This window comes from Rhizobium sp. AQ_MP, from assembly GCF_014237835.1.
In the GTDB taxonomy this organism is placed as follows: domain Bacteria; phylum Pseudomonadota; class Alphaproteobacteria; order Rhizobiales; family Rhizobiaceae; genus Allorhizobium.
The window spans coordinates 331662-352702 of sequence record NZ_JACJVI010000003.1; the positions used below are offsets into that span (position 1 = coordinate 331662).

Genomic DNA, 21041 nt, shown 5'->3' on the forward strand with positions numbered 1-21041 from the left:
CTTTCCCTCGCAGACCGTAACGTTCTCTGATCAACGGAATTGAGATCATGGCCACTGAAATCCGCGTACCCACCCTCGGCGAATCCGTCAGCGAAGCCACTGTCGGCACCTGGTTCAAGAAGGTCGGCGACACTGTCAAGGCCGACGAACCGCTCGTCGAACTGGAAACCGACAAGGTGACCGTCGAAGTCCCGTCGCCTGTCTCGGGCGTCCTGACCGAAATCGTCGCCCAGAACGGCGAGACCGTCGGTCTCGGCGCACTGCTCGGCCAAATCGCCGAAGGTGCCGCCGGTTCTGCCGGTGCGGCTGCTCCGGCGCCTGCCGCAGCACCGGCTCCCGCTGCAGCGCCTGCTCCGGCCGCCGCTGTCCCGGCTGCTCCATCCGCCATGCCGGCCGCCCCGGCGGCTGCCAAGCTCGCTGCCGACAACAACATCTCGACGGCCGACGTCGACGGCTCCGGCAAGCGTGGCCAGGTGCTGAAGGGCGACGTGATCGCTGCCATCGCCAAGGGCGTTTCCGCTCCAGCACCGGCCGCCGTCCCGGCTGCGCCGCGCCCGGCCTCTTCGGCTGACGATGCCTCGCGCGAAGAGCGCGTGAAGATGACCCGTCTGCGCCAGACGATCGCCAAGCGCCTCAAGGATGCCCAGAACACGGCTGCCATGCTGACCACCTATAACGAGGTGGACATGAAGGCGGTCATGGACCTGCGCAACCGCTACAAGGACATCTTCGAGAAGAAGCACGGCGTGAAGCTCGGCTTCATGGGCTTCTTCACCAAGGCTGTCACGCATGCGCTGAAGGAACTGCCGGCCGTCAACGCCGAAATCGACGGCACCGACATCATCTACAAGAACTACTGCCATGTCGGCGTTGCCGTCGGCACGGACAAGGGCCTCGTCGTTCCGGTCGTGCGCGATGCCGACCAGATGTCGATCGCCGAAATCGAGAAGGAAATCGGTCGCCTCGGCAAGGCTGCCCGTGACGGTCAGCTGTCGATGGCCGACATGCAGGGCGGCACCTTCACCATCTCGAACGGTGGCGTCTACGGTTCGCTGATGTCCTCGCCGATCCTGAACGCACCGCAGTCGGGTATCCTCGGCATGCACAAGATCCAGGAGCGCCCGGTCGTCGTCGGCGGCCAGATCGTCATCCGCCCGATGATGTATCTCGCGCTCTCCTACGATCACCGCATCGTCGACGGCAAGGAAGCTGTCACCTTCCTCGTTCGTGTCAAGGAAAGCCTTGAGGATCCGGAACGTCTGGTTCTCGATCTCTAAGGAGACCTCACGATGGAGCCGGTATCCGCGTCCGCCTCTCCGCTCGTCATGCTCCTTGCCTGGAGCGTGGTCCTGCTGGTTGCACATGTCCTATTGCAGGGCGTGCTGGCAACCAAGGAGTTGGGGCAGGAATGGAATGCTGGCCCTCGTGACGACAACAAGCAACCGGCGGGCAAGCTCGCCGGTCGCGCGGCGCGTGCCTCCTCGAATTTTCGCGAAACCTATCCGGCCTTCGTGGCCCTTACTGCCGGGCTGCTCTTCACGGGCGAGACCTCGGGTCTCGGCCTCGTCGGTGCGATCATCTGGTTCGTCGGCCGCATCGTCTACTACCCGCTCTACCTCGCCGGCATTCCCTATATCCGCTCGCTTGTCTGGCTCGGGGCCATGGCCGGTCTCGGCCTGATGTTCCTCGCGCTGGTGTTTTGAGGTGGATCATGGGCGCGTCATCAGGGGCAGCCGTTCTTCTTGCCGCGCTTGCGTTCTCCCACGCGGCGTCTGCCGCTGAGTGCCTGATTGAAAAAGCCACCTATCGCGAAGCCGAAACCGGGGTCGAGCTGGTCTTCACGGCGGCCAGCGGTGAAAACACCCCAGTGACCCATGGCTTCCGCAGTGAGATCGGCAAGTTCAAGCTCAACGGCCACGTGCTCTTCGATCCCGAGATCGAGCGGCCGATCGGCATGCTGATGAACAACTGTCCCGATGGCGACGTCACCGGCGCGACCATTGCCGCCTGCACCGTCTGGAAGGGTATCGTCTACGCCGTCGATGAAACGACGGGTCGTGTCGACCTTCTGCCGCCTGAGGGCGCAGCTGCCCCCGATGTTCTTCTTCTGCCCGGCTTCGGCCCGGCCATCCTGCAGTCGGTTGTCGGCAAGGGCATGGAGAGCGGCCCCTGGGATGTCTTCGAGTTCAAGGGATGCGCGTCATGACAGGCCGTCCGCTTCTTCTCGTCACCGGCGGGAGCCGAGGCATCGGTGCTGCCGTCTGCCGCAAGGCCGCAGCACAGGGCTACGACCTCCTCGTCAACAATCGTTCGGACAAGCAGGCCGCAGAGGCCGTCGCCGCCGACTGCCGCGCGCTTGGCGCCCATGCCGACATCGTCCAGGGAGACACTTCTGACGAAGAGGGCATCGCCGCCATGTTTGCCGCTGTCGATCGCCTGGGACCGCTCTTCGGTCTCGTCAACAATGCCGGCGTCGTCGACGTCACCGCGCGGGTCGATGAATTCGACCGGGCGCGGCTCGAGCGGATCTTTGCCATCAATGTGATCGGCAAGATCCGTTGCGCCACAGAAGCCGTCAAGCGCATGTCGACCAAGCATGGTGGCGCGGGCGGTGTCATCGTCAACCTGTCTTCCATTGCGGCGGTGCTCGGTGCTCCCGGTCAATATGTCGACTATGCCGCCGCCAAGGGCGCCGTAGATACCTTCACCCTCGGACTGGCGCGCGAAGTCGCGACCGAAGGCATCCGGGTCAATGCTGTCAGGCCCGGCATCATCGACACCGAAATCCATGCATCCGGCGGCCTGCCGAACCGTGCCCGTGATCTTGCGCCCATCGTTCCAATGCAGCGGCCCGGCACGGCGGATGAGGTGGCCGACAGCGTTCTTTATCTCCTCTCGCCTCAGGCATCCTATGTGACGGGTGCCATCTTGAATGTCAGCGGCGGTCGGTAACCGTCGAAATCGAAGGAAGCTCCCCATGTCTTATGATGTCATCGTTATCGGCTCCGGCCCCGGCGGCTATGTCTGCGCCATCAAGGCGGCCCAGCTCGGCATGAAGGTTGCCGTCGTCGAGAAGCGCGCCACCTATGGCGGCACCTGCCTCAACATCGGCTGCATCCCGTCCAAGGCCCTGCTGCATGCGTCGGAGGTTTTCCACCACGCCGCCCATGGCATGGGCGATCTCGGAGTGGAAGTTGGCGCGCCGACGCTCAACCTTTCCAAGATGATGGCGCACAAGGACGCGACCGTGAAGTCGAACGTCGAGGGCGTTTCCTTCCTGTTCAAGAAGAACAAGATCGATGGCATCCAGGGCACGGGCAAGATCCTCGGCGCCGGCAAGGTACAGGTCACCAACGATGCCGGTGAAGTCCAGGTCCTCGAAACCAAGAACATCGTCATTGCCACGGGCTCCGACGTCGCCGGCATCCCGGGTGTTGCCGTGGAGATCGACGAAAAGGTCATCGTGTCCTCGACCGGTGGGATCGCCCTCGAAAAGGTGCCCGCCAAGATGATCGTCGTCGGCGGTGGCGTTATCGGCCTTGAGCTCGGCTCGGTCTGGTCGCGCCTCGGCGCCAAGGTCACCGTTGTCGAATATCTCGACACGATCCTCGGCGGCATGGACGGCGAAGTCTCCAAGCAGTTCCAGCGCATCCTTGCCAAGCAGGGCATGGAATTCAATCTCGGCGCCAAGGTCACCGGCGTGGTCAAGTCGGGTGAGGGTGCCAAGGTGACGTTCGAGCCGGTCAAGGGCGGCGAAGCCCAGACGCTCGACGCCGACGTCGTGCTCGTCGCGACCGGCCGCAAGCCTTACACGGCTGGCCTCGGCCTCGAAGAAGCGGGCGTTGCCCTCGACAATCGCGGTCGCGTCGAGATCGACGGCCACTACCGCACCAATGTTGCCGGCATCTATGCCATCGGCGACGTGGTCAAGGGTCCGATGCTCGCCCACAAGGCGGAAGACGAGGGCGTGGCGCTTGCCGAAATCCTTGCCGGCCAGCATGGCCACGTGAACTACGAAGTCATCCCGGGCGTCGTCTACACCCAGCCGGAAGTCGCCTCCGTCGGCAAGACCGAGGAAGAGCTCAAGGCCGCAGGCGTATCCTACAAGGTCGGCAAGTTCCCGTTCACGGCCAATGGTCGTGCCCGCGCGATGCTCGCTTCCGATGGCTTCGTCAAGGTACTCGCCGACAAGGACACCGATCGTGTTCTCGGTGTGCACATCATCGGTCTCGGCGCCGGCGAAATGATCCACGAAGCGGCCGTGCTGATGGAATTCGGCGGTTCCTCGGAAGATCTCGGCCGCACCTGCCATGCGCATCCGACCATGTCGGAGGCCGTGAAGGAAGCAGCACTCGCAACCTTCTTCAAGCCGCTGCACATGTGATGCTAGCGACCTGACATAGGTCAAATATTATATTTCGGTAAGGTTGAAGGCCGTCGCTTGTTCCGCAAGTGGCGGCCTTTATCATGTGGTCGCAATGCCTCCCTTCGAACCGCACGAAAGGCAATGACCCATGGCTGCCGCTGCTCCCACCTCCTATTCGATCCCGCAGAAGGCCCTGCATTGGCTGATGGCCCTGCTCATCCTGTTCAACCTCATCTTCGCCGAAGCGATGGAAGAGGTTGCCGAAGCGTATGAACGGGGCGAGGTGCCATCGGCCGACGATCTGACCTTTGCCAATATCCATGCCTATGTGGGTATCGCCGTCCTCTGTCTCGGGCTTGTTCGCCTCGCCATCCGGCTGACCCGTGGCGCCCCGCCGGCGCCGGCCGAGGAGCCGCCGCTCCTGGCGATGGCGGCGAAGCTTGCGCATGGCACCTTCTATGCGCTCTTCTTCCTCATACCGCTGAGCGGCATCGGCGCCTATTATTTCGGCAATGAAACCGCTGGCTTTCTGCATGGCGGCCCGCTGAAAAGCCTGATGTGGCTTTTGATCGCAGTGCACATCCTCGCGCTTCTGGTACACCAGTTTTACTGGAAGACGCCGATCGCCACGCGCATGACGCGGGGGTGAATGCCAAGGGAGGGCGGATGGGTCTCGTCGTTGAACAGCGTGTCACGCTTCCGCATCGCGATCTTCCCGGAGCCGACTGGGCCGACAGCTACAGTGTCCGCCTCGATCGAAACGATCTCGTACCGATGGAGGTTGCGAGCGAGTTGATGGGGCGAGCGCCGCGCTGGGTCGCGGCTCTGCTCAAGATCCGCAACGTGATCGTCGGGTTCTTCGGATTGAAGTCCGCCGAGCTTGAGCTGACCGGCCAGGACCGGATCGGCGGCTTTCCGGTTCTGACGCATGATGACCGGCACGTACTGCTCGGCTTCAACGACAAACATCTCGATTTCCGGATCATCGTTGCTGTCGAGCCGGAGGGTGCCAGGCACCAGCATGTGTCGCTGACGACACTCGTCAAGCGACACAATCTCTTCGGCCGGATCTACATCCTCTTCGTCACGCCCTTTCACAGGCTGATCGTAAAGACCTTCCTCAAGCGCTTTGCCGCCTCCAGGAGCGTCAGCCGTCTATCCGCGTGACGGTGTAGCCCTGTTTGCGGATCAGTTCGATGAGACCTTCTTCGCCCGGCAGATGCAGCGCACCGACGGCGATGAAGACGTTGCCCTTTTCCAGATGCTGCCTGCTGCCTTCGGCCATCACCAGGTTTCGGTCGCGCACGATCCGGGTCTCGAAGGCGGCATAGGCGCTTTCGTCCTCGCCGGATGTCGGGGCGACCGCCTTGAGCATCGGCATGGTCATGCCGATATCGCCGGCGAGATAAAGCTCGGTCATTGTCTCGATGACGTCCTCCATCTTGTCGCCGAGGGCGATGGTCTCGATCAAAGCCTTGAAGTGAAAATCGACAGGCAGGTCGGCCATGGCTTCGAGCTGCTCTACGAGGGTTTCAAGTCCGGCGACCGGCTTGCCGGCCTTTACCGCATCCTCGGCGATCTGCTTGTCGAGGAAGGATGCCCCCGCTGCCTTGCGGGACAGTTCGCAGGCGGGAAGCGCCACGAAGCTTGCCAGGATCCATGGTTTCATCCGGGCGACGGCGCCGAGGGCCAAGCCGCGCTCCTTCAGGCCGGCTTCGAGCTTTTCCAGTTCCGCAGCATCGAGATGGTCCTTCACCGACTTGCCGTCGGTGAACATGGTGAGTTCGGGATGCATCAGAAGAGAGGCTGCCGCCTTCTTCTCGTCGAGGATTTCATCTGACTCGATGACCACCAAATCGGCCGCGGCGGCGGCCTCTCGCGCACCCTTCGGCATGGTCAGAACCCGGGGATCGGTGACATGCATGGTGCCGAGCAGGTAGGAGGGCTTCAGCCCCTCCTTCTCGACCTTCCAGAAGATGCCCTGGCCATTCGGAACCTTGGCCGCTTCCGCACGGATTTTGGCAAGCTCGTCCGGCTTTTCCTTCTCCATCGCAATGAGAAGGTTTTCGCCATGGCAGGCGACATCCGATGCGCGCGCGGGACTGACGGCAAGGAGCGCTGCGAGCAGGAAGGCGACAAGTGCGAGCGGCAGTGCGCCGGCGATCCAGAGACCGATCTCGGACGGCGAAAGGCGCGGCAGGTGTGGCCGCAGCGAGAAAAGGCGATGCGCGTTCATGTCGTCTCCTGTCAGAAGTGCGGAGAATAGAAGCGATCGCCCTCACGATCGATTAAGGATCTTGGTTAACGCGGGGGCGTTCGGGGCGCGTCAGGCGCGGGGATGGGCGCGGTCATAGATGTCTAGGAGCCGGGCGCTGTCGACGCCGGTATAGATCTGCGTGGTCGACAGGCTCGCATGGCCGAGCAATTCCTGGATCGTCCTCAGGTCGCCGCCGCTGCCGAGAAGATGGGTGGCGAAGGAATGGCGAAGTGCATGCGGGGTCGCGGTGTCCGGCAGGCCGAGCGCCGAGCGCAGCTTCTGCATCTCGCGCTGGATGATCGCCGGCTGCAGCGGGCCGCCGCGGGCGCCTCTGAAGAGCGGGGCGCCGGGTTCGAGATGATAAGGACACAGACCGTAATAGGTCTCAACTGCTTCCATAACGACGGGCAAGAGTGGGACGAGCCGGGTCTTGCCGCCCTTGCCGGTGATGCGCAGGCTCTTCGGCCTGCCCTCGAAGACCTCCGGCGTCAGACCGAGTGCCTCGGATATGCGAAGACCGCAGCCGTAGAGAAGCGAGAGCACGGCTGCATCGCGGGCTGCGATCCAGGGTTCCTCGTTCATCTGTGTGCCTTGATCTACGACTGCCAAGGCCTGACTGCCGGTCAGGGGCTTCGGCAGCGACTTTGGCTGCTTTGGTGAGCGAATGGCGCTCGCACCTGCGGCATTCACCAGCCCCTTGCGCTCCAAGTGGCGCAGGAAGGATCGCAGACCTGCCAGATGTCGGCCGAGCGAGCGGGCACCCGCACCGTCCTTTCGGCGGTGGGCGAGGAAGCTGCGTAGATCCGCAGGGCGCAGGGCCTTGATGTCGTCGATCTTCACAGTACTGCCGACATAACCGGAGAGAAATTGCAGGAACTGGCGCGTGTCGCGCTCGTAGGCCTCAAGCGTGTTGGCCGACAGGCGGCGCTCGGCGCCCAGGCTCTCCAGCCATGCGGCGCGCTCGCCGAGAATCTTTTCGTCTGCCGGGATCAATTGCAGGCCTCTCGCGTTCATGGATGTTGGCCACCCCGCTCACGATGGCGCGGGAGGGTTAACGAAAGACGAATGCCGGGGCTGTCATGATCGGATCACAAAGCGCTGCCAGAACGCTGGAACACTGGCGAGGTATTTGCTGATGCGCCGTTCTCCCGTCTCCACCTTCGCGACCGTCACCGACACGCTTTCGCTCCTATCACAGGGGCGCCCGGGACATATCGTCGACACGCTGATCGCCGAGCGCGGGCAGAAGCTCGTCCAGCATCCGCTCTGGCCCGTCATGCGGCCCTTCCTTTACAGCGTGCTGCGCTATGACAAGGCGATCCAGTTCGCCAATGATGTCGCCAACCTGCCGGGCCCTCAGGTCTTTGACTATCTGAGTGCGGCCCTCGGTCTCGATATCCAGGTCCGGTATGCCGACCGCATCCCGTCATCCGGCGGCTTCATCCTGGTCAGCAACCATCCGACGGGCATCGCCGACGGGGTGGCCATGTATGACCTGCTGAAAGATCGTCGTCCCGACATGACCTTCTTTGCGAACCGCGATGCCGTCAGGGTCAATCCGCGTCTTGCAGAGATCATCATCCCGGTGGAATGGCGCGAGGAGTACAAGTCGAAACTGAAGGCGCGCGAAACGCTGAAGCTCACCACGCGGGCCGTCGAAGAGGGGCGGGCGACGGTGCTGTTTCCCTCCGGTCGCATCGCCTACTGGGATGAGGGCAAGCTCAACGAGCGGCCTTGGAAGACATCGGCCATCTCGCTCGCGCGCAAATACAATCTGCCGATCCTGCCGGTGAACATGAAGGCCCGCAATTCGGGCCTGTTCTACTGGTTTGCCCGGTGGTCGACCGAATTGCGCGACATGACCGTTTTCTACGAGCTTCTGAACAAGCGCGGCGGTCGCTTCGATTTCACGGTCGGCAATCTGATTTCGGTCGAGGCATTGGACGGGGATCCCGCCGAGGTGACCAAGGCGCTTGAGGACTACACGGTTCACCAACTCCCTGCCGATCCCGACCGCAGTTTCCGCTGATCGCTCACCTCACATAAAGCCTGTTTTCTTTCTGTTCTTCCGGGGGCAAGTTGCAGCCCGATGAAGGACGATTCGAAAAGCCTGTTCGGGGAGCTGTTCGAGACACCGCGCCGCAAGGTGGTGCCGGTGCTCGTCCCCATGCCCGCGCCGACCGCTTACAGCTATGCCGTGCCCGATGGGCTGACGGTCGAGCCAGGCGCGATCGTGCAGGTGCCGCTTGGGCCGCGTCAGGTGATCGGCGTCGTCTGGGATGGCGGCGAGGAAGCGTCAGTCGATCCGAAGAAGTTGCGTGAGATCACCAAGGTCTTCGATTGCCCGCCGCTCCACCAGGACATGCGCACCTTCCTCGACTGGGTGGCCGCCTACACGCTGTCGCCGCCCGGCTATGTGGCCCGCATGGCGCTTCGGGCACCGGCGGCCTTCGATCCGGAGCCGATGATCGAGGGCCTGCGTTATGCCGGCTACCAGCCCGAACGGCTGACGCCGGCGCGGCAGAGGGTGCTGGAGATGGCATCGGATGGTCTTTCCTGGACCAAGAGCGGCCTTGCCCATGCCAGCGGCGTCTCGACGAGCGTCATCGACGGTCTCGTCAAGCAGGGCGTGTTCGAACAGGTCTTCCTGCCGCCGCCGCCGCTGGTCGCCGCTCCGGACCCTGACTATGCGGAGAACCGTCTTGCGGGTCCGCAGAAGGACGCCGCCGAAGAGATCCTCGATAGTCTGCGCAAGGGCGGCTTTGCCGTATCGCTGATCGATGGTGTCACGGGCTCCGGCAAGACGGAGGTCTACTTCGAAGCGATTGCCGAGACCTTGAAACAGGGAAAGCAGGTGCTGATCCTGCTGCCGGAAATCGCGCTCACCGCCAACTTCCTCGAGCGCTTCCAGGATCGCTTCGGCTCCAAGCCGGGGGAATGGCATTCGGATCTTGCGACCCGCACCCGCGAAAAGGTCTGGCGCCAGGTGGCGACCGGCGAGATCCGCGTGGTGGCGGGTGCGCGTTCGGCGCTCTTCTTGCCCTTCGAGAATCTGGGCCTGATCATCGTCGACGAAGAGCATGACCCTGCCTTCAAGCAGGAAGACCGCGTCTTCTATAATGCCCGGGACATGGCTGTCGTGCGGGCGCGCATCGCGGGCTTCCCGGTCGTCCTGGTCTCGGCGACGCCGTCGGTCGAGAGCCAGGTCAACTGCATCGCCGGGCGCTACACACGCATCCATCTGCCGACGCGTTTCGCCGATGCGGCTATGCCGGATCTGCATCTCGTCGACATGCGACGCTCACCGCCGGAGCGGGGTGGGTTCCTGTCGCCTGTTCTGCTGCGTTCCGTCGGCAAGGCGGTGGAGCGCGGCGAACAGGCGCTGCTCTTTCTCAATCGGCGCGGTTATGCACCGCTGACGCTGTGTCGGGTCTGCGGCCATCGCTTTCAGTGCCCGCAATGTTCGAGCTGGCTGGTCGAGCACCGTTTCCGTGGCCAGATCCAGTGCCACCAGTGCGGCTATCACGAGCCGACGCCGAATGCCTGCCCGGAATGCGGGACGCTCGACCATCTTGTCGCTTGCGGGCCGGGGGTCGAGCGTATCGCCGAAGAAGTGGAGAAACATTTTCCCGATGCCCGCACGCTGGTGCTGTCCTCCGATATCGGCGGGGTGAAGCGGCTCCGGCTCGAACTGGAAGCGATTGCCAATGGCGAGGCCGATATCGTCATCGGCACGCAGCTCGTCGCCAAGGGCCATAACTTCCCGCTGATGACGCTTGTCGGCATCATCGACGCAGATATCGGTCTGTCGAACGGGGATCCGCGGGCGGCGGAACGGACCTTCCAGCTTCTCTCGCAGGTCACGGGCCGCGCGGGGCGTACGGGGCGCAAGAGCCTCGGCCTGCTGCAGACCTTCCAGCCGCAGCATCCTGTGATGCAGGCAATCGTGTCGGGCGACGCCTCGGCCTTTTACGAGCGGGAGATCACCGAGCGCGAGCGGGCGCAGCTGCCGCCGTTTGGGCGGCTCGTTTCGATCATCGTTTCTGCGGATACACGGGCCGAAGCCGAGGGGCATGCGCGCGCGCTGCGCCAGACAGCGCCGCACGAAAGCGGCATCATGATCCTCGGCCCAGCCGAAGCGCCGCTTGCGCTCATTCGTGGTCGCCACCGCTTCCGTCTGCTTGTCCATGGCCGCCGCAACAGCGACATGCAGGCCTTCGTGCGCAGCATGCTCGAGCGCGGGCCTAGGGAGCGCCGGTCGATCCAGGTGCAGGTGGATGTCGATCCGCAAAGCTTCCTCTGAGCCGATCGGCACGGAATACGTCGCATCACCTGCGAAATAAGGCGCCGAGGCCATACCGCCGGCGCGCATTTCGTGCCATAAGCCGCCCGGTTTGTTTCAACGCGGGTTGATCCATGGAATTCTACTTTCCCACCGAGCCTGGCGAGCAGCTCGCCTTTCTGTCTGCGGTCGCCACGGCCGTCATCGGGTGCTTCATTCTGTTTGCTCCCGGGCTGACGCTGAAGGCGCTCGGTCTCAGCGCTGCCGAGGGGAGGCCCGAAGGTCTCGGAGCCGCGCGCTCGATCGGCGGCCTGATGGTCGGCTTCTCCGGCACTGCGCTGCTGCTGGCCCAGCCAACGGTCTATCTGGCTTTCGGCGCCGCCGTGGCTCTCTCTGCGTTTGCCCGGATCCTCTCGATCATGTCCGACCATGGCGGTACATGGCGCAACCTTCTCCTCCTGGTTGTGCAGGTCTTGATCGCTTCCCTCTCACTTGCCTATGTCTTTGGTCTGACATGAAGATCTGCAAAGAAGCAGAACTGTCGCCGATCCCGGATATTTGAGGCCGTTTCGTACAAAAAAACGACGACAGGCCTTGCTCTGAAGGAGCAAACCTTTAATACGCGTGTTGCGAGTCTAGACCTGCTATGCTAGACGAACCGCGAAATTCGGAAAACGCAAGTGCAGCATACTTGTGTTTTTGGGGAAAAACAAAACGATATCAGGAGCTTGAGAGGCCTCGCCCGAGGTGTCCGGCGACCTGGTTCCAGATCAGGGAATTTTTTGCCCGTGGCAGACGCATCCCAAGTGATTTCAGGCGTGGCGGAGCGTTACGCATCGTCGCTGTTCGAGCTTGCGCTCGAAGCCGGCACGATCGACGCCGTCGCCGCCGATCTCAACCGTTTCCAGGCGATGATCGACGAGAGCGGCGATCTGCAGCGTCTGGTCCTGTCGCCCGTCTTCACGGCCGAAGACCAGGTCAAGGCCATCAGCGCGATCGGCGAGAAGGCCGGTTTTCATGCGTTGGTGCTGAACTTCCTGAAGGTCGTCGCAAGCAATCGCCGCCTGTTTGCCGTACCCGGCATGGTGGCTGCCTATCGCCAGATCCTCGCCCGCCACAAGGGTGAGATTTCGGCTGACGTCACGTCTGCTCATGCCCTCTCGGCCGAGCAGGAAACCGAACTGAAAGCGGCGCTGAAGGGCGTCACCGGCAAGGATGTCTCGATCTCGGTCACGGTCGATCCTTCCCTGCTCGGCGGCCTGATCGTGAAGATCGGCTCCCGCCAGATCGACACGTCTCTTCGCACCAAACTTTCCACCCTTAAGCTTGCACTGAAAGAGGTTGGCTGATGGATATCCGCGCCGCGGAAATTTCCGCAATTCTTAAAGATCAAATCAAGAACTTCGGCAAAGAGGCGGAAGTCTCCGAAGTCGGCCAGGTTCTGTCCGTCGGTGACGGTATCGCCCGCGTCTACGGCCTCGACAATGTTCAGGCCGGCGAAATGGTCGAGTTCCCGGGCGGCATCCGCGGCATGGCGCTCAACCTCGAAGCCGACAACGTCGGTGTGGTTATCTTCGGTGCCGACCGTGACATCAAGGAAGGCGACATCGTCAAGCGGACCGGCGCCATCGTTGACGTACCGGTTGGTCCGGAGCTGCTCGGCCGCGTCGTCGACGCACTCGGCAACCCGATCGACGGCAAGGGCCCGATCAACGCGACCCGCCGTTCGCGCGTCGACGTGAAGGCTCCGGGCATCATCCCGCGCAAGTCGGTTCACGAGCCGATGTCGACCGGCCTCAAGGCCATCGACGCCCTCATCCCGGTTGGCCGTGGCCAGCGCGAGCTGGTCATCGGTGACCGTCAGACCGGCAAGACCGCCATCATCCTGGACGCCTTCCTCAACCAGAAGGCCATCCACGACAACGGCCCCGAGAACGACAAGCTGTACTGCGTCTACGTCGCCGTCGGCCAGAAGCGTTCGACCGTTGCCCAGTTCGTGAAGGTTCTCGAAGAGCGTGGCGCTCTGCAGTACTCGATCATCATCGCCGCTACCGCATCCGACCCGGCTCCGATGCAGTATCTCGCACCGTTCGCCGGCTGCGCGATGGGCGAATACTTCCGCGACAACGGCCAGCACGCCCTGATCGCTTACGACGACCTGTCCAAGCAGGCTGTTGCCTATCGTCAGATGTCGCTTCTGCTGCGCCGTCCGCCGGGCCGCGAAGCTTACCCGGGCGACGTCTTCTATCTGCATTCGCGTCTGCTCGAGCGCGCCGCCAAGATGGGCGACGCTGCCGGCGCTGGCTCGCTGACCGCTCTGCCGGTCATCGAAACCCAGGGCAACGACGTTTCGGCCTTCATTCCGACCAACGTCATCTCGATCACAGACGGTCAGATCTTCCTTGAAACCGACCTGTTCTACCAGGGCATCCGTCCGGCCGTTAACGTCGGTCTCTCGGTTTCGCGCGTTGGTTCTGCCGCCCAGATCAAGGCGATGAAGCAGGTTGCTGGCTCGATCAAGGGTGAACTCGCGCAGTATCGCGAAATGGCTGCCTTCGCCCAGTTTGGTTCGGACCTTGACGCTGCAACCCAGCGCCTCCTGAACCGTGGTGCACGCCTGACCGAACTCCTGAAGCAGCCGCAGTTCTCGCCGCTCAAGACGGAAGAACAGGTTGCGGTGATCTTCGCCGGCGTCAACGGCTACCTGGACAAGATCCCGGTCAACCAGGTCGGCAAGTTCGAACAGGGCTTCCTTTCCTACCTTCGTTCGGAAGGCAAGGCGCTCCTCGACACCATCCGCACGGAGAAGGCGATCAGCGATGATACTAAGGGCAAGCTCAAGGCCGCCCTCGATAGCTTCGCGAAGAACTTCGCCTAATTCAGGCTCAAGCCAAGGACGGATAACGGATGCCTTCACTTAAGGATCTGAAAAACCGGATCGCCTCCGTCAAGGCGACGCAGAAGATCACCAAGGCGATGAAGATGGTCGCCGCGGCGAAACTGCGTCGTGCTCAGGAAGCGGCCGAGGCTGCCCGACCGTACTCGCAGCGCATGGGCGCCGTCCTGGCCAACATCGCGCAAGCCGTGGGTTCGGACGACAGCGCGCCGCGCCTGATGACGGGCACCGGGAAGGACGACGTGCACCTGCTCGTCGTCTGCACCGCAGAACGTGGTCTGTGCGGTGGCTTCAACTCGTCGATCGCTCGCTTTGCCCGTGACCATGCCCGCAAGCTTCTGGCCCAGGGCAAGACGGTCAAGTTCTTCTGCGTCGGCAAGAAGGGCTACGACAGCCTGCGTCGTGAATTCGCCGATATGATCGTTCAGCGCACGGATCTGCGTGAAGTGAAGCGTATCGGCTTCACCGATGCAGATGTCATCGGCCGCAAGGTCATCGACATGTTCCAGCGTGGTGAGTTCGACGTCTGCACGTTGTTCTACTCCGAGTTCAAGTCGGTAATCAGCCAGGTGCCGACGGCGCAGCAGATCATCCCGGCTGCTCCGGCAGCTGCTGCTCAGCAGGGCGGGGCGTCCGCGCTGTACGAATACGAGCCGGATGCGGCTGCGATCCTCGAGGATCTCATTCCGCGTAACATCTCGGTTCAGATTTTCCGGGCCCTGCTCGAAAACGTCGCTGGTGAAATGGGCGCCAAGATGAGCGCCATGGACAATGCGACACGCAATGCCGGTGAGATGATCAACAAGCTGACGCTTTCGTACAACCGCCAGCGTCAGGCGCAGATCACCAAGGAACTCATTGAAATCATTTCGGGCGCGGAAGCGCTCTGAGGTTAAGGAAAGAGGGTAAGATAAATGGCTAAGGCAGCTACCCCCAAGTCTAAGGCGGTCACCTCCGCAGCCGGTGCTCTCGGCAAGGTCACGCAGGTCATCGGCGCCGTCGTCGACGTTTCGTTCGAAGGCGAACTGCCCCCGATCCTGAACGCGCTCGAAACCAACAACGGCGGCAACCGCCTCGTTCTCGAAGTCGCGCAGCACCTCGGCGAAAACCAGGTCCGCACCATCGCCATGGACTCGACCGAAGGTCTCGTTCGCGGTCAGCCGGTCACCGACACCGGTGCTCCGATCTCAGTTCCGGTCGGCCCGGAAACGCTCGGCCGCATCATGAACGTCATTGGCGAGCCGGTTGACGAAGCCGGTCCGCTCGTCACCTCCGGCCGTCGCGCCATCCACCAGGAAGCTCCGGCTTATGTCGAGCAGTCGACCGAAGCCCAGATCCTGGTCACCGGCATCAAGGTCGTCGACCTTCTCGCTCCTTACGCCAAGGGTGGTAAGATCGGCCTGTTCGGCGGCGCCGGCGTTGGCAAGACCGTTCTCATCATGGAACTGATCAACAACGTCGCCAAGGCGCACGGTGGTTACTCGGTCTTCGCAGGCGTGGGTGAACGTACCCGCGAAGGCAATGACCTCTACCACGAAATGATCGAGTCCGGCGTTAACAAGCACGGTGGCGGCGAAGGCTCCAAGGCAGCCCTCGTATACGGTCAGATGAACGAGCCGCCGGGTGCCCGCGCTCGCGTCGCTCTCACCGGTCTGACGATCGCTGAAGACTTCCGCGACAAGGGTCAGGACGTTCTGTTCTTCGTCGATAACATCTTCCGCTTCACCCAGGCAGGCTCGGAAGTGTCGGCTCTGCTCGGCCGTATCCCGTCGGCCGTTGGTTATCAGCCGACGCTTGCTACCGACATGGGCCAGATGCAGGAACGCATCACCACCACGACCAAGGGCTCGATTACCTCGGTTCAGGCCATCTACGTTCCCGCCGACGACTTGACCGACCCGGCTCCGGCCACCTCGTTCGCCCACCTCGACGCAACGACCGTTCTGTCGCGCTCGATCGCTGAAAAGGGTATCTACCCGGCCGTTGACCCGCTCGACTCGACTTCGCGCATGCTCGACCCGATGATCATCGGCGAAGAGCACTACGAAGTGGCTCGTAAGGTTCAGTCGACGCTGCAGCGCTACAAAGCCCTGCAGGACATCATCGCGATCCTGGGCATGGACGAACTGTCGGAAGACGACAAGCAGACCGTTGCCCGCGCCCGCAAGATCGAGCGCTTCCTGTCGCAACCGTTCTTCGTTGCCGAAGTCTTCACCGGTTCGCCGGGCAAGCTGGTTGCTCTCGAAGACACGATCAAGGGCTTCAAGGGTCTGGTCAACGGCGACTACGACCACCTGCCGGAAGCCGCCTTCTACATGGTTGGCTCCATCGAGGAAGCCATCGAGAAGGCCAAGCGCCTGGCTGCCGAAGCCGCCTAAGTATCGGGACTGGCGGCACGCGGGAACTCCCGCGTGCCGCTCCATCCTTCATCAGAGAAGTGAACGACCATGGCCGACAATTTCAACTTTGAGCTCGTTTCGCCCGAGCGTCTTCTGCTCTCCGAACAGGTGAGCGAAGTCGTCATTCCGGCAACGGAAGGCGAAATGACCGTCATGGCCAATCATGCGCCGACCATGACGACGATCAAGCCGGGCGTTGTGAGCGTGAAGCTCGCTTCGGGTCAGGTGTCCAAGTATGTGGTCTTCGGCGGCTTCGCCGACGTCCTGCCGACCGGTTGCACGCTGCTCGCCGAATCCGCGGTTCCGCTGGCTGAAATTTCGCCTGAGACGCTCACCAAGCGTATCGACGATGCCCGCAAGGAACTGGAAGGCGTCGAGCATCACGAACACCGCACCAAGCTCGAGCAGTATCTCGCCGAGCTCACCAACCTCAACGGCGTACTCGTCGCCGCCTGATCGGGTGGTTGCGACATGCGAATTGAAGCCGGATCCTCGAGTCCGGCTTTTTTCATGCCCTGATGTCAGGCGGAGACAGCGTCTTCCAGGATCATCGCCGCACCCTTTTCGGCAACCATCATGGTCGGGGCATTGATGTTGCCGGCCGTGATGTTCGGGAAGACGGAGGCATCGACGATCCGAAGTCCGGGGACCCCATGCACGCGCAGCCGCGCATCGACCACGCTCTCACGTGGATCGCCGCCCATCGCGCAGGTGCCGCAGAGATGGTAGATCGAGCCGCTGTTGAGGCGGAAATAGTCGAGCAGCTTGTCGTCGGTGTCGACCGTCTTCGAAGGCGACACTTCCTCCTCCACCCAATCCGACAGAGCCCGTGCATCCGCAATGCGCCGCATCAGCCGGCTCCCCTGGAGAACCTCGTTGATATCCCGCTCCGTCGACAGGTAGTTCGGGCGGATCAGGGGGGCGTCTGTTGCATCGGGTGAGGCGATGGTCACGGTCCCCTTGCTCGTTGGCCGGCAGGCGTTGAAGGCGATCAGGAAGCCAGGATAGGGTTCCGGTGTGAGACCCGCGCGTGGGTTGTCAGGGATGCGGTAGGAAAGCGGGTTGAAGTAGAGCTGGATGTTCGGCCTGATCTCTTCAGGCGAGCCGCGGAAGAAGCCGCCGGCCTGATTGACGCTCATGGCAAAGGGACCGCTGCGCTTCAGCAGCCACATCAGGCCGAAGCGGGCCTGACCGACGAGGCTCCCAAAATCACCATTCAACGTCGGCTTCTTCGAGCGATAGTAGAAGCTGGCGCAAAGATGGTCCTGCAGGTTCTTGCCGACGGCCGGGAGGTGTTTGCGCGTCTCGATGCCTTGGGCGAAGAGAGCTGATCCAGCGCCGAAGCCTGAAAGCTGCATCAGCTTTGGCGTGTCGACGGCCCCCGCCGCAAGGATCACCTCACGACGGGCGCTGAAGCGTGTCGCCCGGCCATGCTGCACGACTTCGATGCCAGACACCCTGCCGTCGGCCTCGACCAGCAGCCGCCTTGCATGAGCCTCGCGCTCGATCATCAGGTTTGCTCGCCTGAGCGCCGGGCGTAGATATTCGGCGCTCGAATGGGAGCGCTGGCCGCGCCTTGTGTTGACGTCGTAGACGCCGGCGCCCTCGATCGTCTCCCCGTTGAAATCTTCGTTCAGGGGCAACCCAAGCTCGTCACAGGCGTGAAGAAAAGCATCGCTCCCCGGATGTGTCGCGCCACGCATGGGGGTCACATGGATTGGGCCGCTCGCGCCGTGCCAGGGGCTTTCCCCGCGAGCATGGGTTTCCAGCTTGCGGAAGAAAGGCAGTACGTCGTCAAAGCCCCAGCCCGGGTTTCCGGCGTCTCGCCAGTCGTCGAAATCCTGACGCGCGCCGCGCACGAAGACCATGGCATTGATCGAGCCGGAGCCGCCCTGCACCTTGCCGCGCGGGGCGTAGATCCGCCGCCCGCCGAGATTGGGCTCGGGCTCAGTGCGGTACATCCAGTTGACCTTGGGATTGTAATAGCTCTTGGCGTAGCCGACGGGGATCTTGAACCAGAAGGATTTGTCTTCGCCGCCGGCCTCGATGAGCAGCACGGTATGGCGGCCGCTCTCGCTCAAGCGGCTGGCCACGATGCAGCCTGCCGAGCCTGCACCGACCACGATGAAATCGAAGATCATGGTGCTACCTCAGCCCTTGGCCGGTGCGAAGGCCTTTACGTCGGCATGCTCCGCCGCCATCTGCAGATGCAGCCGTTCGCCGGTATAGGGCGTGTGCCTGGCGATGACCTCGTGGTTCAGTTCGATGCCCAGGCCCGGTTCGCGGGACGGGATGAGATAGCCGTCGTCGAAGCCGAGCTTTGTCTTAAGCACCTCGGCATGGAAGCCGCCGAAATCCATGATCGCCTCGTGGATCAGGAAGTTCGGGCAGGTCGCCGCAAGCTGGATCGAGGCGGCTGCCCCGACCGGGCCGTTATAGAGGTGGGGCGCGATCTGCGCATAAAAGGTTTCGGCCATCCCGGCGATCTTCTTCGCCTCCAGCAAGCCGCCGACGCGAGCGACATTCATCTGCAGTATGGAGGCAGAGCCAAGCTGCAATACTCTCTGGAATTCGTATTTCGTCGTCAGGCGCTCACCCGTCGAGACGGGGATGGACGTGGCGCGAGCGACTTCCGCCATTGCGGCTTCCTGGCCGGGCGGAACAGGTTCCTCGAACCAGAGCGGGTCGTATTTCTCCAGCCGCTTGGCCAGTCGGATTGCCGACGACGGCACCATCTGGCCATGGGTGCCAAAGAGGATGTCGGCGCGGTTGCCGATGGCATCACGGATCTTGCGGCAAAACTCCTCGCAGCGATCCATGACAGGTAGGGAGAGCTGATGACCGGAATAGTTGGTATAGGGGCCGGCCGGGTCGAATTTCAGCCCGGTAAATCCGGCCTCGACCATGCGGATCGCCTCTTCGGCGGCGAGATCCGGATCGTTGTAGTCATATTCGCCGGCTGAATTCTTCGGATAGAGATAGGTATAGGCGCGCAGCTTGTCGTGGACCGGGCCGCCGAGCAGATCGGCGACCGGGCGTCCCGCCGCCTTGCCGATGATGTCCCAGCAGGCGATTTCGAGACCGGAGATGATCCCGACCATGGTCGGGTCGGGCCGCTGGGTGAAGCCGCTCGAATAGGCGGCGCGCCAGAAGCGCTCGATCTGGTGCGGATCGTGACCTTCGAGATAGCGGGTGAAGACTTCTTCGACGAGAACCGCGATGCCAGAGGGGTGGAAGGCGGTCGAATAGATTTCGCCGACGCCCTTGATGCCGCAGGCCGTCTCCAGCTCGACGAAGATCCAGTACATACCGCCAATATGCGGTGCGGGCGTTGCGACGACGTGTGTCTTGAGCGAAGCGACTTTCATGGATGCCCCCGATGAAGGATTCTTGAGCCGGCTAATCGGCAATCAGTGCTTGAGGATGACGAGGCGGGTCTGGGTGAATTCCAGCATGCCGTGCTTGCCGTCGTCGCCGCCGAGGCCGGAGCGCTTCCAGCCGGCATGGTAGCCCTGGTAGGGATCGGCCGGGAAGCGGTTGATGTAGAGTTCGCCCGCCTCGATCTCGTTCGCGGCCTTCATCACCTTGCGGTAGTTCTCGGTGAAGACGACGGAGGCGAGGCCGAACTGGTGGTCGCTGGCCATGTCCAATGCCTCGTCGAAATCGGTGTAGGGGATCACGGCGAGCACCGGGCCGAAGACTTCCTCCTGGACGATCTCCATGTCCTGGCGGCAATCGGAGAGCAGGGTCGGCGGATAGAAATAGCCGTCGCCTGCGGGCAGGAAGCCGCCCGTTTCGATGACGGCGCCGTCGGCCTTGGCCCGTTCGACCATGTGATGAACCCTGAGACGCGCTGCGGCATTCGCCAGCGGCCCCATGCGGGTCGGATCCTCGGCGCGATCGCCATAGTGGCGGCGTTCGAAAGCGTCCTTGAGCTTGGCGAGAAGCGTGCCATGCACGGAGGCATGCACGTAGAGACGCTCGACGGAGGTGCAGACCTGGCCGCAATGGGCCGTCTTTGCCGCGAGCACGCTTTTCGTTACCACGTCGAGATCGGCATCCGGCTCGACGATGACGGGTGTCTTGCCGCCGAGTTCCAGCGATGGCTTGGCGATATTGACCTTGCAATAGTCCAGGACCGTCTGACCGGCGGCGACGCTGCCGGTCAGGGTGATCATGCCGACCTCGCGTCGGGTCGACATCACCTGGGCCACGTCGTGGCTCATGGCCATGATGCTGACGAGGCCTGCGGGAAGGTCGGCTTCCCTGATCGCTTCGGCAAAAACGAAGGCCGAGGTCGGGGTGTTGTTGCTGGGGCGCACGACCACGGCGTTGCCGGTGATCAGAGCCGGCGCGATCTTGCGGACCAACGTATAGATCGGAAAGTTGAAGGGGATCAGGCAAGCGACGACGCCGATCGGTGCTCGCTTCAGCATCAGGGTTTCGTCCGGCGTGTCGCTCTCGATCACCTCGCCCTCGACGCGGCGCGCCCATTCGGCGTGGTAGCGCATCAGTTCCACGCCATAACCTGTTTCGGCCACGGCGTCGTCAAGGCTCTTGCCGGACTCCTGGGCCAATGCAGCGCCGATCTTCTGCTGATGGCGCTCGACGGCGTCGGCCAGCCTGCGCAGCGCATTACCCCGCTCGATGGCCGGCAGGCGGCCCCAGGGCTTCTGGGCTGAGGCAGCGGCCTCCACCGCCTCGATGACATCGGCTTCCGTCGCCGCCGTCACCGAAGCAAAGACCTGGCCCCTGGCCGGGTTCTTCACCTCGATCGTCTGGCGGGTACCGGTCTCGCGAAAGGACCCGGCGATGAAGTTCTGGAAGGTGGTCATGGCAGG

General features: G+C 62.8%; 20 protein-coding genes. 15 read left to right on the forward strand and 5 right to left on the reverse strand.

Annotated elements, in window-relative coordinates; translation table 11 throughout:
* The first annotated feature begins 47 nt into the window (after positions 1-47).
* From odhB to H6M51_RS07305, 7 genes are all read left to right on the forward strand, one after another.
* On the forward strand, positions 48-1277 hold the full coding sequence (odhB, locus tag H6M51_RS07275; RefSeq protein ID WP_185809202.1) for a 2-oxoglutarate dehydrogenase complex dihydrolipoyllysine-residue succinyltransferase: 1230 nt from the start codon (positions 48-50) through the stop codon (positions 1275-1277).
* Positions 1278-1289: 12 nt separating this feature from the next.
* On the forward strand, positions 1290-1703 hold the full coding sequence (locus H6M51_RS07280; protein ID WP_185809203.1) for an MAPEG family protein: 414 nt from the start codon (positions 1290-1292) through the stop codon (positions 1701-1703).
* A gap of 8 nt (positions 1704-1711) precedes the next feature.
* Positions 1712-2206 carry a hypothetical protein gene (locus H6M51_RS07285; RefSeq protein ID WP_185809204.1) on the forward strand — a complete coding sequence of 165 codons (495 nt, stop codon included), beginning with the start codon at positions 1712-1714 and terminating at the stop codon, positions 2204-2206.
* A complete protein-coding gene (locus H6M51_RS07290) occupies positions 2203-2952 on the forward strand; it encodes an SDR family oxidoreductase (RefSeq protein ID WP_185809205.1) in 750 nt (249 codons plus the stop codon). Before H6M51_RS07285 ends, H6M51_RS07290 begins: the two co-directional genes overlap by 4 nt.
* Before the next feature lie 25 nt (positions 2953-2977).
* Entirely contained in the window at positions 2978-4384 is a 1407-nt protein-coding gene (gene lpdA / locus H6M51_RS07295; RefSeq protein WP_185809206.1) for a dihydrolipoyl dehydrogenase, read from the forward strand.
* A 130-nt stretch (positions 4385-4514) separates the two neighbouring features.
* Complete coding sequence (locus H6M51_RS07300; RefSeq protein WP_185809207.1) at positions 4515-5015, forward strand: cytochrome b; 501 nt, start codon at positions 4515-4517, stop codon at positions 5013-5015.
* 17 nt (positions 5016-5032) lie between these two features.
* A complete protein-coding gene (locus tag H6M51_RS07305; RefSeq protein WP_185809208.1) occupies positions 5033-5533 on the forward strand; it encodes a DUF2867 domain-containing protein in 501 nt (166 codons plus the stop codon).
* Here H6M51_RS07305 and H6M51_RS07310 read toward each other — a convergent pair.
* Together H6M51_RS07310 and H6M51_RS07315 are read right to left on the reverse strand one after the other, a co-directional pair.
* Positions 5514-6602: a TraB/GumN family protein gene (locus tag H6M51_RS07310; RefSeq protein ID WP_185809209.1), complete on the reverse strand. Its 1089-nt coding sequence runs from the start codon at positions 6600-6602 to the stop codon at positions 5514-5516. The two genes, H6M51_RS07305 and H6M51_RS07310, sit on opposite strands and share 20 nt — an antisense overlap.
* Before the next feature lie 90 nt (positions 6603-6692).
* Positions 6693-7637: a tyrosine recombinase XerC gene (locus H6M51_RS07315; protein WP_185809210.1), complete on the reverse strand. Its 945-nt coding sequence runs from the start codon at positions 7635-7637 to the stop codon at positions 6693-6695.
* A gap of 121 nt (positions 7638-7758) precedes the next feature.
* Here H6M51_RS07315 and H6M51_RS07320 point away from each other — a divergent pair, with 121 nt between their 5' ends.
* The 8 genes from H6M51_RS07320 to H6M51_RS07355 all read left to right on the forward strand — a co-directional run bounded on the left by H6M51_RS07320 (position 7759) and on the right by H6M51_RS07355 (position 16656).
* Entirely contained in the window at positions 7759-8652 is an 894-nt protein-coding gene (locus tag H6M51_RS07320) for a GNAT family N-acetyltransferase (protein WP_185809211.1), read from the forward strand.
* Between the two features lie 60 nt (positions 8653-8712).
* A complete protein-coding gene (locus H6M51_RS07325; RefSeq protein ID WP_185809212.1) occupies positions 8713-10926 on the forward strand; it encodes a primosomal protein N' in 2214 nt (737 codons plus the stop codon).
* A 113-nt stretch (positions 10927-11039) separates the two neighbouring features.
* Positions 11040-11423, forward strand: coding sequence for a DUF4345 domain-containing protein (locus H6M51_RS07330; RefSeq protein ID WP_185809213.1), 384 nt, complete (start codon positions 11040-11042; stop codon positions 11421-11423).
* Positions 11424-11687: 264 nt separating this feature from the next.
* Positions 11688-12254, forward strand: coding sequence for a F0F1 ATP synthase subunit delta (locus H6M51_RS07335; protein WP_185809214.1), 567 nt, complete (start codon positions 11688-11690; stop codon positions 12252-12254).
* Positions 12254-13783: a F0F1 ATP synthase subunit alpha gene (gene atpA / locus H6M51_RS07340; RefSeq protein ID WP_185809215.1), complete on the forward strand. Its 1530-nt coding sequence runs from the start codon at positions 12254-12256 to the stop codon at positions 13781-13783. The genes H6M51_RS07335 and atpA overlap by 1 nt, the downstream gene beginning before the upstream one ends.
* A 29-nt stretch (positions 13784-13812) precedes the next feature.
* Entirely contained in the window at positions 13813-14691 is an 879-nt protein-coding gene (locus H6M51_RS07345; protein ID WP_185809216.1) for a F0F1 ATP synthase subunit gamma, read from the forward strand.
* Positions 14692-14715: 24 nt separating this feature from the next.
* Positions 14716-16179 (forward strand): F0F1 ATP synthase subunit beta, encoded by a 1464-nt coding sequence (atpD, locus tag H6M51_RS07350; RefSeq protein WP_185809217.1) that lies wholly within the window; start codon positions 14716-14718, stop codon positions 16177-16179.
* A gap of 69 nt (positions 16180-16248) precedes the next feature.
* Positions 16249-16656 (forward strand): F0F1 ATP synthase subunit epsilon, encoded by a 408-nt coding sequence (locus H6M51_RS07355; RefSeq protein ID WP_185809218.1) that lies wholly within the window; start codon positions 16249-16251, stop codon positions 16654-16656.
* A 65-nt stretch (positions 16657-16721) separates the two neighbouring features.
* Here the strand turns inward: H6M51_RS07355 and H6M51_RS07360 are convergent, their stop codons facing one another.
* The 3 genes from H6M51_RS07360 to aldA are packed head-to-tail and all read right to left on the reverse strand — an operon-like array spanning position 16722 to position 21035.
* Positions 16722-18341 (reverse strand): GMC family oxidoreductase, encoded by a 1620-nt coding sequence (locus tag H6M51_RS07360; RefSeq protein ID WP_185809219.1) that lies wholly within the window; start codon positions 18339-18341, stop codon positions 16722-16724.
* A 9-nt stretch (positions 18342-18350) separates the two neighbouring features.
* Entirely contained in the window at positions 18351-19568 is a 1218-nt protein-coding gene (locus tag H6M51_RS07365; protein ID WP_185809220.1) for a mandelate racemase/muconate lactonizing enzyme family protein, read from the reverse strand.
* 42 nt (positions 19569-19610) lie between these two features.
* The gene (gene aldA, locus H6M51_RS07370; protein ID WP_185809221.1) at positions 19611-21035 is read right to left on the reverse strand and encodes an aldehyde dehydrogenase; all 1425 of its coding nucleotides are present in this window, start codon (positions 21033-21035) and stop codon (positions 19611-19613) included.
* Positions 21036-21041 lie beyond the last annotated feature (6 nt).

What these genes read in the sequence shown, in the direction of transcription:
- odhB (WP_185809202.1), top strand. Translation starts at nt 48, where the DNA reads ATGGCCACTGAAATCCGCGTACCCACCCTCGGCGAATCCGTCAGCGAA.
- H6M51_RS07280 (WP_185809203.1), top strand. Translation starts at nt 1,290, where the DNA reads ATGGAGCCGGTATCCGCGTCCGCCTCTCCGCTCGTCATGCTCCTTGCC.
- H6M51_RS07285 (WP_185809204.1), top strand. Translation starts at nt 1,712, where the DNA reads ATGGGCGCGTCATCAGGGGCAGCCGTTCTTCTTGCCGCGCTTGCGTTC.
- H6M51_RS07290 (WP_185809205.1), top strand. Translation starts at nt 2,203, where the DNA reads ATGACAGGCCGTCCGCTTCTTCTCGTCACCGGCGGGAGCCGAGGCATC.
- lpdA (WP_185809206.1), top strand. Translation starts at nt 2,978, where the DNA reads ATGTCTTATGATGTCATCGTTATCGGCTCCGGCCCCGGCGGCTATGTC.
- H6M51_RS07300 (WP_185809207.1), top strand. Translation starts at nt 4,515, where the DNA reads ATGGCTGCCGCTGCTCCCACCTCCTATTCGATCCCGCAGAAGGCCCTG.
- H6M51_RS07305 (WP_185809208.1), top strand. Translation starts at nt 5,033, where the DNA reads ATGGGTCTCGTCGTTGAACAGCGTGTCACGCTTCCGCATCGCGATCTT.
- H6M51_RS07310 (WP_185809209.1), bottom strand. Translation starts at nt 6,602, where the DNA reads ATGAACGCGCATCGCCTTTTCTCGCTGCGGCCACACCTGCCGCGCCTT.
- H6M51_RS07315 (WP_185809210.1), bottom strand. Translation starts at nt 7,637, where the DNA reads ATGAACGCGAGAGGCCTGCAATTGATCCCGGCAGACGAAAAGATTCTC.
- H6M51_RS07320 (WP_185809211.1), top strand. Translation starts at nt 7,759, where the DNA reads ATGCGCCGTTCTCCCGTCTCCACCTTCGCGACCGTCACCGACACGCTT.
- H6M51_RS07325 (WP_185809212.1), top strand. Translation starts at nt 8,713, where the DNA reads ATGAAGGACGATTCGAAAAGCCTGTTCGGGGAGCTGTTCGAGACACCG.
- H6M51_RS07330 (WP_185809213.1), top strand. Translation starts at nt 11,040, where the DNA reads ATGGAATTCTACTTTCCCACCGAGCCTGGCGAGCAGCTCGCCTTTCTG.
- atpA (WP_185809215.1), top strand. Translation starts at nt 12,254, where the DNA reads ATGGATATCCGCGCCGCGGAAATTTCCGCAATTCTTAAAGATCAAATC.
- H6M51_RS07345 (WP_185809216.1), top strand. Translation starts at nt 13,813, where the DNA reads ATGCCTTCACTTAAGGATCTGAAAAACCGGATCGCCTCCGTCAAGGCG.
- atpD (WP_185809217.1), top strand. Translation starts at nt 14,716, where the DNA reads ATGGCTAAGGCAGCTACCCCCAAGTCTAAGGCGGTCACCTCCGCAGCC.
- H6M51_RS07355 (WP_185809218.1), top strand. Translation starts at nt 16,249, where the DNA reads ATGGCCGACAATTTCAACTTTGAGCTCGTTTCGCCCGAGCGTCTTCTG.
- H6M51_RS07360 (WP_185809219.1), bottom strand. Translation starts at nt 18,341, where the DNA reads ATGATCTTCGATTTCATCGTGGTCGGTGCAGGCTCGGCAGGCTGCATC.
- H6M51_RS07365 (WP_185809220.1), bottom strand. Translation starts at nt 19,568, where the DNA reads ATGAAAGTCGCTTCGCTCAAGACACACGTCGTCGCAACGCCCGCACCG.
- aldA (WP_185809221.1), bottom strand. Translation starts at nt 21,035, where the DNA reads ATGACCACCTTCCAGAACTTCATCGCCGGGTCCTTTCGCGAGACCGGT.